We start from the raw sequence: 11,956 nt of genomic DNA on the forward strand, positions 1-11,956 counted from the left end.
CGGCGGTGGTGACGGTCATGGCGTGGCACTCCTCGTATCGGGCGCGAGGCGGAGGGGAGCCGGGGAGGGCCTCCCGTCCCCACACCGACGAGAGTTATCCACTCGGATAGTTTCGTCAACACCTCACGCATGTGAGGGGGCGACGCGTCCGCCCGGCGGCGGCCGCACACGTGACCCGGGCACCGCTGAGCGTCGATACTTCCGACTGAGGCCGTGGGAACCGCCGAGCCAGGTGTCACTCACGGCTGACGAACCGCTGTCGAAGCCGGCGTCGCGTCAGCTCAGGCCGTCCGAGTCCGCCACAGTCCGCCTACGATCGCCACGAAGCGCCGAGACCGACTACGTAACCGAGCCCGGAAGCAAGCTCCGACTGGCCTGTGGGAACGCGGGGCAGGGGCGGCTGCTCATCTCATCTGGAGGTATCCATGAAGATGCTCATCAACGTCGCGGAGACCGTCGTCGCGGACGCGTTGCGGGGTATGGCTGCTGCTCATCCCGAGTTGACGGTGGATGTGGAGAACCGGGTGGTCGTGCGGCGGGACGCGCCGGTCGTCGGGAAGGTGGCGCTGGTCTCCGGGGGCGGTTCGGGGCACGAGCCGCTGCACGGCGGGTTCGTGGGGCCGGGCATGCTGTCGGCGGCCTGCCCGGGGGAAGTGTTCACCTCGCCCGTGCCGGACCAGATGGTGCGGGCCGCGGCGGCCGTGGACAGCGGCGCCGGTGTGCTGTTCATCGTGAAGAACTACACCGGTGACGTGCTCAATTTCGACATGGCGGCCGAGCTCGCCGAGGACGAGGGCATCCAGGTCGCCAAGGTGCTCGTCAACGACGACGTCGCCGTGACCGACAGCCTGTACACCGCCGGGCGGCGCGGCACCGGTGCCACCCTCTTCGTGGAGAAGATCGCCGGCGCCGCCGCCGAGGAGGGGCAGCCCCTGGAGCGGGTCGCGACCCTGGCCCGGCAGGTCAACGAGAACTCCCGCAGCTTCGGCGTGGCGCTCAGCGCCTGTACGACCCCGGCCAAGGGCAGCCCCACCTTCGATCTGCCCGCCGGTGAGCTGGAGCTGGGGGTCGGCATCCACGGCGAGCCGGGGCGTGAACGGCGCGCCATGATGACCTCGCGCGAGATCGCCGACTTCGCCGTGAACGCCCTCCTGGACGACATGAGCCCCCGCAACCCAGTCCTGCTCCTCGTCAACGGCATGGGTGCCACACCGCTGCTGGAGCTGTACGGCTTCAACGCCGAGGTGCAGCGGGCCCTCACCGAGCGCGGTGTCGCCGTCGCCCGCACGCTCGTCGGCAACTACGTCACCTCCCTCGACATGGCCGGCGCCTCGGTGACGCTGTGCCAGATCGACGAGGAGACGCTCCGGCTGTACGACGCGCCCGTGAGGACGCCGGGGCTGCGCTGGGGGATGTGACCTGTCGGCCCCCGCACGGTGCGTACGGTACGTGCGGGGGTACGGCCCTCAAGGCTCAGTCCGCTGACTCTCGTACCACGCAAGGAGATTCCGTGCTCGACGCCGACTTCTTCCGTCGTTGGATGACGGCCACAGCGGCCTCGGTGGAACGCGAGGCCGAGCGGCTCACGGCGCTCGACTCGCCGATCGGGGACGCCGACCACGGCAGCAATCTGCACCGCGGGTTCGCCGCCGTCCGGTCCGTCCTGGAGAAGGAGGCCCCGGACACGCCCGGAGCCGTGCTCGTGCTGGCCGGGCGTCAGCTGATCTCCACGGTGGGCGGGGCGTCCGGTCCGCTGTACGGCACGCTGCTGCGGCGCACCGGCAAGGCGCTCGGCGACGCGGCCGAGGTGAGCGACGCCGACCTCGCGGCCGCGCTGCGGGCGGGTGTGGACGCGGTGATGACGCTCGGCGGGGCGGCACCGGGCGACAAGACGATGATCGACGCGCTGGTCCCGGCCGTCGACGCGCTCGGCCGGTCCTTCGCCGCGGCGCGGACCGCCGCCGAGGAGGGCGCCCTGGCGACCACACCGTTGCAGGCCCGCAAGGGGCGTGCCAGCTATCTCGGTGAGCGCAGCATCGGGCACCAGGATCCCGGCGCCACGTCCGCCGCGCTGCTCGTCGCGGCGCTCGCCGACACCGCGGAGGGCTCCCGTGGCTGACCAGAAGCCGGTCGGCATCGTGCTGGTCTCGCACAGCGCCGCCGTGGCCTCCTCGGTGGCCGAGTTGGCGCGGGGGCTCGCGGGCGCGGGCACCGATGTACCGGTCGCCCCGGCGGGCGGCACCGCGGACGGCGGGCTCGGCACCAGCGCCGAGTTGATCGCGGCGGCTGCCGCGGCCGTGGACCGGGGCGCCGGCGTCGCCGTCCTCACGGACCTCGGCAGCGCCGTCCTCACCGTGAAGGCCCTGCTCGCCGAGGGCGACGAACTCCCTGAGGACACCCGTCTGGTCGACGCGCCGTTCGTCGAGGGCGCCGTCGCCGCGGTCGTCACCGCCTCCACCGGCGCCGACCTCGCGGCGGTCGCCGCCGCCGCGTCGGAGGCGTACACGTACCGGAAGGCATGACAGCGTCGGGGCCGCCCCGCCCGCACACTCCAGGGCGGGCAGGCCCCTGCCTACGCTCACCCCTCTCCGCACAGCCCTCCCCCGTACGCCCTCGTCCAATCACCCGCCTCCCCGCCCGTGCGGCCTCGTCCGGTCACCGCCTTCAGGGTTGTACGAACTCGCGAGCCAGTGCCTCCCCCTGTTCCACCGCCGCCTTGTGGTCCTCGATCGGGGAGACCTTGGTGCCCTCGAAGACGATGTAGGTGACCCCGGAGGCGACGCCGCCGGTGGTGGGGTCGGGGCGGATGCCCAGGCCCTCGGCCGTGGCGTACGAGGCCTCGCCGATGATGTTCTGCGGGCCGTTGTCGCCGACGACGGCGTACTGGACGCGGTCTCCGTGGACGACGGCGGCGACCGAACCCCCCGTGATGCCGTGCTCGCGGTAGTCCCACAGGGAGCTCGGGGCGGGGAGGACGATGAACGGCAGAGCCGCGGCGCTGAGGTAGCGACCGTCGGACTGCTGGTAGGAGGTCGTGGGCTGGAACCACGGATCGGTGGTCCGGTTGCAGCGCGCGCTCGGGCGGCCGTCGCAGTCGATGTCCATGTCGGCCTTCCAGAACACCGCGCCGTCGATACCGCAGACCGGGATGTCGGCGGGAGCGCCGGCGTCGCTGCGGTAGAGCCCCGCCGACACCCGGACGCAGCCACGGACCTTCGCCAGCAGCTCCGCGGCCGTCACGGCACCCTCACGCTCTATGGACTGCTGATGGGCCAGAGCGGGCAGGGTGACGGGGGCCAACAGGGCGGCGCCGGCGGCGGCCAGCGTCAACGACCGGACACGCACGATAAGGGACTTTCTCCTGGGGGACACTGACGGTCACTCACCACCCCAAGGTGGAGGGGGCGGGAGAGGAAGGCCACTGGTAGGGGGCCGGACGGTGCACACCGTCCTCCGCACGAGGACGCGGCCGAGGGCCCGGTCCGGTCTCGGCCCCGGCCGCTCGGCCGCCCTGGTCGGCGCGGGGTGGGCGACGACAGCGGCCCGCACCGTACGACGCGAACTCCCCGGCCGTGCGGGCGAGTTCACGCCGCGTCAGAACACCAGCATACGTAGCCCCGGGGCGCGCCGTGAACCGAGCGCTCACCCCTGCACCTCGTCCCCACCCTCTTGATGTGGGCGCGTCAGCGTGGCATACATACGGAGGATAGGTACAGACCAATCCGGTGGCAGGGGGCGTCATGACACCTGCTCACCCGTACCGCCTGCGCTCCTTCTTCCGAGGAGCCGACGATCGAGGGGGCTGGATCGTGCGACGCGTTCCCGTGCCGGTGTCGTTGCCGGTCCTGGTGGTCTGCGGCTCGTTGCTCCTCACCGTCTCCTGCGGGATGCGGGAGAGCCCCGGTCGCCGTATGCCGCCCGCTCCCCCGGGGGTCACCGCCGCCGCGGGCAGCGCGACCAGCGTGCACGTCATGTGGAACCGGGTGTCCGGCGAGCCGGGCGTCGCCGGGTACGAGGTGTACCGCGGCGAAAGGAAGGTGAAGGACGTGCCCGGCGACGCGCACATGGTGGACGTCACCCGACTGCGACCGTCCACCACGTATGTGTTCACGGTCCGGGCCCGCAGTATCACGGGGGACCTCGGGCCGCCCAGCGCCCAGGTGCGGGCCACCACTCCCGCCGCCGGCGCCGCCGACCGGCGGCCCCCCAGCCGCCCCGCCCGCCTCGACGGCCGGGTGCTCGGAGGCACGGCGGTCCAGCTGTCCTGGGAGCGGTCCACCGACGACCGGGACGTGGTGTCGTACGACATCCTGCAAGGCGACTCGAAGATCCACAGCGTGGGCGGGGAGCAGACCGCGGCCGTGGTCACGGGGTTGCGGCCCGGCACCCGTTACTCCTTCACCGTGCGGGCGCGGGACGCGGCGGACAATCTCTCACCGGTGAGCCGGGTCGTGCCGCTCAGCACCGAGCAGAGGGACGGGCAGGAGGAGGGCCGGCCGGGGGCGGGCGACGGGCCGGGCACCGCGCCCACCGCCTTCCGCGCCGGCACGCGCCTCAGCGACGGGGCGTACTCCATCGAACTGTCGTGGGTGCCGCCGCACGCCGACGGGGTGGTCACGGAGTACGAGATCCAGCTCGACGGGCGACCGGCCACCACGCTCGCCTGGGGCGGGACCCCGCCGCGGGGCCGGGCCACGTACAGCTTCTACGCGGGCCGGGAGGCCGGGGTGACCCACCGGGTGCGGATCCGGGCGAAGCTGCCGGACGGCACCTGGGGAGGTTTCTCGGCGGAGCGGACGGTGACCACCGGAGGGTGAGGACGTCCCCCGCACGGCGGAATCCGTCACCTGCCCGGTGGCTGTCCGCATGCGGACGCGGCGTAAGGCACGTTGGCTCGCCCTGAGGCAGCACGGGTCCTCGTTCCCCGGCGGCGCAAGGGATGTGCCGCCGACCGTGCCGCCGGAGGGCAGACCCATGCGCATGTCTCAGCTACTCCTCCGCTCCGGCCTGACCATGGCGGCCGCCGCGCTGCCGATCGCCCTGGCCACGCCGTCGGCCGCCGTCCCCACGGGGATCTCGGTGAGCACCACCGGGTCCTCGGTCACCGTCACCACCAGCGATTGCCCGAACAGCACCAACGGCGCGTTCGGTACGGCCTCCCTGCTCGCGAGCGGGCAGGCGAACTTCTCCCAGGGGCGCCAGACGACCCTCGTGGGCACGAGCACCAGCCAGTCGGCCTCGTGGACCAATGTGACCCCGGGGACCTACACCGTGATCGTGGTGTGCCGGGACGGGACCACGGCGGGCACCCAGTCCGTCATCGTCACCGCCGCCACCCCCACGATCTCCGCGACCGCCTCGCCCTCCCGGGGCGTCATGGGCGGTATGGGCGGTGCCAGCGAGGAGTACGGCACCGTCACCCTGGTGGGCGGTGGCGCGCTGGTGGCCGCCGGCACGGTGGCCGCGGTCTGGTACCTGCGCCGCCGGGCCAAGCCGCACCGGCTGTGAACACCGGGCGGGCGGTCGCCGTGCGACACCGGACGACCGCCTGCTCGCGCTCCGACGGCCCGGCCGGGCTACGCCCGCTCCGCCCCCGCTCCCCCACCGGCGTCCGGCACTCCGGCATCCGAAGTTCCGCCGTCCGGGAGGCGCTCGAACTCCGTCAGGGCGTTCCGCAGCCACTGGGTCCAGAAGGTCTCCAGGTCGATGCCGGCCCGCAGGATCAGATGCTGGAGGCGGTCCTGGGCGGAGTCCCTGCCCGGCCCGAAGTCCCGCTTCTCGATCTCCCCGTACTCCGCCAACTTCCGCTCGTGCAGGGTGAGATGGCGCCGCAGATCGTCCTCCAGGCCGGTGGTGCCGACGACCGCCGCGGCCCGCAGCCGGACGAACAGGGCGTCACGCCACGGCCTGGGCTCCTGGGGGGCGGAGGTCCAGCGGGCCAGTTCCTCACGGCCCGCCGGGAGGACCTCGTAACTCTTCTTCTGCCCCCGGGCGGGCCGTTCGGCGGGCAGGGCGCGGATGTACCCCTCGCCCTCCAGTTTTCCCAGCTCGCGATAGATCTGCTGGTGCGTCGCCGACCAGAAGTAGCCGATCGACCTGTCGAACCGCCGGGTCAGCTCCAGGCCCGACGAGGGCTTTTCGAGCAGGGCGGTGAGGATCGCGTGCGGGAGTGACATGCGCTCATCCTAGGAAGGGCCGATGAGCACCGGCCCCTCCACGCTCCGCACGGACTCGCCGCACTCCCCACCCTGCCCGTCCTGCTGCAGCCGCCCCGCTCGTCCCGCTACAGCCGCGCCGCCAGTTCCGTCCCCTGCTTGATCGCGCGCTTGGCGTCCAGTTCGGCCGCCACGTCCGCGCCGCCGATGAGGTGCGCGGTCCGTCCGGCGGCGACGAGGGTGTCGTAGAGGTCGCGGCGCGGTTCCTGGCCGGTGCAGAGCACGACCGTGTCGACCTCCAGGACCTGGCGGACGCCGTCGACGGTGACGTGCAGCCCGGCGTCGTCGATCAGGTCGTACTGCACGCCGGGGACCATGACGACACCCCGGTGCTTCAGCTCGGTGCGGTGGATCCAGCCGGTGGTCTTGCCGAGGCCCGCGCCGACCTTGGAGGTCTTGCGCTGGAGGAGGTGGACCGAGCGCGGCGGGGCCGGGCACTCGGGGGCGGCGAGGCCGCCGGGGGCACGGTAGTCCATGTCGACGCCCCACTGGCGGAAGTACGCAGCCGGGTCCTCGCTCGTCTTCTCCCCGCCGTCGGTCAGGTACTCGGCGACGTCGAAGCCGATGCCGCCGGCGCCCAGGACGGCGACCCGGTCACCTACCGGCGCGCCGTCCCGCAGGACGTCGAGGTAGCCGACGACCTTGGGGTGGTCGACGCCCGGCAGGTCGGGGGTGCGAGGGGTGACGCCGGTGGCGACGACGACCTCGTCGTACGCGGTGAGATCGTCGGCCCTGACGGGGGTGTCGAGCCGTACGTCGACGCCGTGGGTGTCGAGCTGGTGGCGGAAGTAGCGCAGGGTCTCGTCGAACTCCTGCTTGCCGGGGACCTTGCGGGCCACGTTGAGCTGGCCGCCGATCTCGCTCGCGGCGTCGAAGAGGGTGACGTCGTGGCCGCGTTCGGCGGCGCTCACGGCGCAGGCGAGGCCCGCGGGGCCCGCGCCGACGACCGCGATCCGCTTGCGCAGCCGGGTCGGCGACAGCACCAGCTCGGTCTCGTGGCAGGCGCGCGGGTTGACCAGGCAGGAGGTGATCTTGCCGCTGAAGGTGTGGTCGAGGCAGGCCTGGTTGCAGCCGATGCAGGTGTTGATGGCCTCCGGCCGGCCCTCGACGGCCTTGTTCACGAAGTCCGGGTCGGCGAGCATCGGGCGGGCCATGGACACCATGTCGGCGTATCCGTCGGCCAGCAACTCCTCCGCCAGTTCCGGGGTGTTGATGCGGTTGGTGGTGACGAGGGGGACGGACACCTCACCCATGAGCTTCTTGGTGACCCAGGTGTACGCGCCACGCGGCACCGAGGTCGCGATGGTGGGGATGCGGGCCTCGTGCCAGCCGATACCGGTGTTGATGAGGGTGGCGCCGGCGGCCTCGACGGCCTTCGCCAGGGTGACCACCTCGTCGAGGCTGGAGCCACCGGGCACCAGGTCGAGCATCGACAGCCGGTACACGACGATGAAGTCCTCGCCGACCGCCTCGCGCACCCGGCGCACGATCTCCACGGGGAAGCGCATGCGGTTCTCGTACGAGCCGCCCCAGCGGTCGTCGCGGTGGTTGGTCCCGGCGGCGATGAACTCGTTGATCAGATAGCCCTCGGAGCCCATGATCTCGACGCCGTCGTACCCGGCCTGCCGGGCGAGCCGGGCCGCCCGCGCGTAGTCGTCGATGGTCTGCTCGACCTCGGCGTCGGTGAGGGCGTGCGGCACGAACGGGCTGATCGGGGCCTGGAGGGCGCTCGGGGCGACGAGATCGGCGTGGTAGGCGTACCGCCCGAAGTGCAGGATCTGCATCGCGATACGGCCGCCCTCACGGTGGACGGCGTCGGTGATCTCGCGGTGCTGGTCGGCCTCGGCGTCGGTGGTGAGCTTGGCGCCGCCCTCGTAGGGGCGTCCGGCCTCGTTGGGCGCGATGCCGCCGGTGACGATGAGGCCCACTCCCCCGCGCGCCCGGGCCGCGTAGAACTCCGCCATCCGCTCGAAGCCGCGCTCCGCCTCCTCCAGACCGACGTGCATGGAGCCCATGAGCACACGGTTGGGGAGCGTGGTGAAGCCCAGGTCGAGAGGGCTCAGCAGGTGGGGGTAACGGCTCATCGGGGCCTCCATGCGTGGCGTCGTCACCAAGGTTGTAGACGACGCCACGCGGTTTATGCAACTAGTTGCACAATGGTTGAGGGCAAGGCCACACGAGGTGCCCGTAGGTGTGGAGCCGGTCAGCTGCCTGTAGGTCTGGTGCCGGTCAGCTGCCCGTAGGTCTGGTGCCGGTCACCACGTGGGCGGCTCTCTCCTCCGAGACGGCCGTACCGGCGAGGAGGCCGGCGCCGCGGAGGACCTCGGCTGCCTGCGGTTCCTGGCGTTCGCTGGTCTCGACGAGCAGACAGCCGCCGGGGGCGAGCCACCGCGGTGCTTCGGCGGCGACCCGGCGCAGGACGTCGAGACCGTCCGTGCCGCCGTCGAGGGCGATGAGCGGCTCGTGGTCGCGGGCCTCGCCGGGCAGTAGCGGTACGTCGCCGGTCGGGACGTACGGCACGTTCGCCGCGAGGATGTCGACGCGCCCCCGCAACCCGGCGGGGAGCGCCGTGAAAAGGTCGCCCTCGTGGGCGTGGCCGCCGTACGGGGCGATGTTGCGGCGGGCGCAGCGCACCGCCGCCGGGTCGATGTCGGCGGCGTGCAGTTCGGTGCCGTCGAGCGACGCGGCCAGGGCGGCGCCCAGCGCTCCCGAACCGCAGCACAGGTCGACGACGACCGAGGCGTGGGGGACGGCGGCGAGGGCGCGCTCGACGAGGAACTCGGTGCGGCGGCGGGGCACGAACACACCGGGGTCGACGGCGATGCGCAGGCCGGCGAACTCGGCCCAGCCGAGGACGACTTCGAGGGGGACGCCGCAGACGCGGCGGTCGACCATGGCGGTGACGTCGTCCGGGGTCCGTGCGGTGGTGAGGATCAACTCCGCCTCTTCTTCGGCGAAGACGCAGCCCGCGGCGCGCAGGGCCGCGACGACGGAGGCGGTGGAGAGAGGTGGCATGACAGCCGAGAGCCTTTCGGTGGGCCGAAGGGCGCTCCCGCGGTGGCCTACCGGCCGTGCACCGCGCGGTGTTGAGGTGAGAGCACCCGACCTGACACAGCGGTAATGGGTCTCACCTCCTCGGTCCCGTGGCGACTGGCCCGGTCACCCTACCCCATGGTCACGACGGGCCGTCCGGAGCGCCGCGCCCCCGCACGCGCCCGGTCCTCGGCCACCCCCGTCACACGCCGACGCGCTCCTCCCCCGCCTCCACCGCGGGCACGCGGGCCGCCATGAACCGGGTCGTGCGGCGCAGCCGGAAGCCGAGGGACTCGTAGAGGCGGATGGCGTGGGTGTTGGTCGCGGCGGTGTGCAGGAACGGGGTCTCGCCCCGCTCGCGGATACCGTGGGCGACGGCGTGGATCAGCCGGGTGGCGAGCCCTTCGCCCCGGAAGGCCGGGTCGGTGCAGACCGCGCTGATCTCGGTCCAGCCCGGCGGGTGCAGCCGCTCGCCGGCCATCGCGATCAGCGCGCCGCCCCGGCGGATGCCGAGATAGGTGCCGAGTTCGATCGTGCGGGGCAGGAAGGGGCCCGGCTGGGTGCGTTCCACGAGGTCGAGCATCTCGGGCACGTCGCCCGGGCCGAGCGGTACGGCCTCGGCGTCCGGGGCGGCGGCGATCCCGTCGTCCACGAACTGGACGCCCTCGAGGTCGAACGTGACCTCCCAGTCGGCCGGGAAGCTCCCGCTGTAGGCGGGGACCGCGACCTCCGCGCCGGGGCCGGCCAGGGCGGCCAGGTCGGCCCAGTCGCGGGTATCGGGGTGGTGGGGCAGGGCGAGCCACGGCGAGACGTCGACGGGGTAGCGCAGCACCCGGCCGGACCGCTCGGCGAAGTGGGCGTGCGGCCCGGTGAGGGAGGCGAGGGCGGGGTTGTCGAGGACGTGCGGCACGGTGTCCGCGCCCCTGAGGTCGCTCGCGTACTCGGTCATGCGCTCTCCGTTCTCCTCCGCTGTCCTCCGGCCACCGACGTGTTCACGACCGGGCCGGCCGATAGCGGCAAGGGGGATCGCGGAGCCGCTATTCCCGGGGCGGCGAAGAGTTCATACGGCCGCAATGATCACGGCCCGCCCCGGTGATCGAGCACGCGCTCCGGACACGTACGGTTGTATGACTCAGCTGTCACCGCCGTCGTCATGTTGGACTCGTATGAACGTCACCCGAGGTTTCACCGGGCGCCCCCGCGTCAGCGATCCGGGGCTGCCGCCCGGCCAGTACGACGCGGGTGACGACTGGCCGGTACTGTCCGCCGAGGTCACACCCGACCTGGCGCCCGCCGACTGGACGTTCCGGATCGACGGGCTGGTGGAGCGGCCGCACACCTGGGACTGGGACGCGGCGCACGCGCTGCCCGGGTCGGTGTACGAGGGAGACATCCACTGTGTGACGAGCTGGTCGAAGTTCGGGGTGCGCTTCGGGGGTGTCTCGCTGGACGTGTTCCTGGACGCGGTGCGGCCCGACGCCTGTGCCACGCACGCGGTCGCGTACTCCCACAGCGGCTACACCACGAACCTGCCGCTCGCCGACCTCACCGGCGGGCGCGCTTGGATCGCCTGGGAGTACGGGGGCGAGCCGCTGCCCGCTGAGCACGGTGGCCCGGCCCGGCTGCTGGTGCCGCACCTGTACTTCTGGAAGAGCGCCAAGTGGATCGCGGGCATCCGACTCCTCGACCACGACGAGCCCGGCTTCTGGGAGCAGAACGGCTATCACGCGCGGGGCAACCCGTGGGAGGAGCAGCGGTACTCCGGTGACTGAGACAGCGGCGGCGACACAGCCGGGAACGTCCACGACGATCACGACGACCGCGACGGTCGCGGAGGCCGGGAGGATGACCGCCCCCGGGTTCACGCCGCCCACGCGGTTCGCCGTGCCCGGGCGGATCGCCGTGAGCAGTGGGGCGGCGGCGCTCTGGCAGACGGCGACGTTGACGGAGATCCGGCGCGAGACGGCTCGGGTCGCCACGTTCCGGTTCGCGGTGCCGGGCTGGGCGGGGCATCTGCCGGGCCAGCATCTGATGCTGCGGCTGACCGCCGAGGACGGATACCGGACCCAGCGCCACTACTCGCTGGCGTCGCCGCCGGACGACACGGGCCACATCGAGCTGACCCTGGACCACGTGGAGGGCGGCGAGGTCTCCGGGTGGTTCCACACCGAGGCCCGGCCCGGAGACGAGGTGGAGGTGCGCGGCCCGCTCAGCGGGTTCTTCGCCTGGCCCGGCGACCGGCCCGCGCTGCTGATCGGCGCCGGCTCCGGTGTCGTACCGCTGATGTCGATGATCCGCCACCACCGGGTACGCGGCCTCGACGTGCCCCTGAGGCTGCTGGTGTCCGCGCGGGCGCCCGAGGAGCTGCTCTACGCGCGGGAGTACGGCACGGAGACGACGCCCGTGTTCACGCGCCGGGCGCCCGAGGGCGTGCCGGTGGGCAGGCTGTCAGCCGCCCATGTGGCACCGCTGCTGGCGGAGCGGCCGGCGGGCGGCTGGGAGGCGTACGTGTGCGGCTCGAACGCGTTCGCGGAGCACGCGTCACGACTCCTGGTCCAGGCCGGCCAGCCGGTGGACCACATCCGCATCGAACGCTTCGGCTGACCCCGGCCCACCGCCGGGCCGGTTCATTCGCTGTCGGGCGGTGTCGGGCCGGCCCGGCGGTGGGCCGGGGTCAGCCGAAGCGTTCGATGCGGATGTGGTCCACC

12 protein-coding genes are annotated in these 11,956 nt (G+C 72.8%); 7 read left to right on the forward strand and 5 right to left on the reverse strand.

Translation table 11 applies throughout. The features are described from left to right. Nucleotides 1-425 precede the first annotated feature (425 nt). From dhaK to dhaM, 3 genes are all read left to right on the forward strand, one after another. A complete protein-coding gene (gene dhaK, locus AOK23_RS33780; RefSeq protein ID WP_055716348.1) occupies nucleotides 426-1,418 on the forward strand; it encodes a dihydroxyacetone kinase subunit DhaK in 993 nt (330 codons plus the stop codon). Nucleotides 1,419-1,510: 92 nt separating this feature from the next. Next, on the forward strand, nucleotides 1,511-2,119 hold the full coding sequence (dhaL, locus tag AOK23_RS33785; protein WP_055716349.1) for a dihydroxyacetone kinase subunit DhaL: 609 nt from the start codon (nucleotides 1,511-1,513) through the stop codon (nucleotides 2,117-2,119). Then, nucleotides 2,112-2,522, forward strand: coding sequence for a dihydroxyacetone kinase phosphoryl donor subunit DhaM (gene dhaM / locus AOK23_RS33790; RefSeq protein WP_055716350.1), 411 nt, complete (start codon nucleotides 2,112-2,114; stop codon nucleotides 2,520-2,522). The genes dhaL and dhaM overlap by 8 nt, the downstream gene beginning before the upstream one ends. A gap of 142 nt (nucleotides 2,523-2,664) precedes the next feature. Here dhaM and AOK23_RS33795 read toward each other — a convergent pair whose 3' ends face one another. Beyond that, a complete protein-coding gene (locus tag AOK23_RS33795; RefSeq protein WP_055716351.1) occupies nucleotides 2,665-3,345 on the reverse strand; it encodes a glycoside hydrolase family 75 protein in 681 nt (226 codons plus the stop codon). Between the two features lie 464 nt (nucleotides 3,346-3,809). On the opposite strand from AOK23_RS33795, the gene AOK23_RS33800 reads away from it, so the two are divergent. Then, entirely contained in the window at nucleotides 3,810-4,817 is a 1,008-nt protein-coding gene (locus AOK23_RS33800) for a fibronectin type III domain-containing protein (RefSeq protein WP_055716352.1), read from the forward strand. A gap of 157 nt (nucleotides 4,818-4,974) precedes the next feature. Continuing rightward, nucleotides 4,975-5,508 (forward strand): hypothetical protein, encoded by a 534-nt coding sequence (locus AOK23_RS33805; RefSeq protein WP_055716353.1) that lies wholly within the window; start codon nucleotides 4,975-4,977, stop codon nucleotides 5,506-5,508. Between the two features lie 68 nt (nucleotides 5,509-5,576). Here the strand turns inward: AOK23_RS33805 and AOK23_RS33810 are convergent, their stop codons facing one another. The 4 genes from AOK23_RS33810 to AOK23_RS33825 all read right to left on the reverse strand — a co-directional run bounded on the left by AOK23_RS33810 (nucleotide 5,577) and on the right by AOK23_RS33825 (nucleotide 10,197). Further along, nucleotides 5,577-6,176, reverse strand: coding sequence for a PadR family transcriptional regulator (locus AOK23_RS33810; RefSeq protein WP_055716354.1), 600 nt, complete (start codon nucleotides 6,174-6,176; stop codon nucleotides 5,577-5,579). A 107-nt stretch (nucleotides 6,177-6,283) separates the two neighbouring features. Next, nucleotides 6,284-8,299, reverse strand: coding sequence for an NADPH-dependent 2,4-dienoyl-CoA reductase (locus AOK23_RS33815; protein WP_055716358.1), 2,016 nt, complete (start codon nucleotides 8,297-8,299; stop codon nucleotides 6,284-6,286). A gap of 145 nt (nucleotides 8,300-8,444) precedes the next feature. Then, nucleotides 8,445-9,230, reverse strand: coding sequence for a putative protein N(5)-glutamine methyltransferase (locus AOK23_RS33820; protein ID WP_055716355.1), 786 nt, complete (start codon nucleotides 9,228-9,230; stop codon nucleotides 8,445-8,447). 220 nt (nucleotides 9,231-9,450) lie between these two features. After that, nucleotides 9,451-10,197: a GNAT family N-acetyltransferase gene (locus AOK23_RS33825; protein WP_055716356.1), complete on the reverse strand. Its 747-nt coding sequence runs from the start codon at nucleotides 10,195-10,197 to the stop codon at nucleotides 9,451-9,453. 217 nt (nucleotides 10,198-10,414) lie between these two features. Here AOK23_RS33825 and AOK23_RS33830 point away from each other — a divergent pair, with 217 nt between their 5' ends. Then, nucleotides 10,415-11,020 (forward strand): sulfite oxidase-like oxidoreductase, encoded by a 606-nt coding sequence (locus tag AOK23_RS33830; RefSeq protein WP_055716357.1) that lies wholly within the window; start codon nucleotides 10,415-10,417, stop codon nucleotides 11,018-11,020. A 73-nt stretch (nucleotides 11,021-11,093) separates the two neighbouring features. Beyond that, nucleotides 11,094-11,852 carry a ferredoxin reductase gene (locus AOK23_RS33835; protein ID WP_055716359.1) on the forward strand — a complete coding sequence of 253 codons (759 nt, stop codon included), beginning with the start codon at nucleotides 11,094-11,096 and terminating at the stop codon, nucleotides 11,850-11,852. Nucleotides 11,853-11,956: the final 104 nt, after the last annotated feature.

Origin of the sequence: Streptomyces torulosus (assembly GCF_001419765.1) — a bacterium.
In the GTDB taxonomy this organism is placed as follows: domain Bacteria; phylum Actinomycetota; class Actinomycetes; order Streptomycetales; family Streptomycetaceae; genus Streptomyces; species Streptomyces torulosus.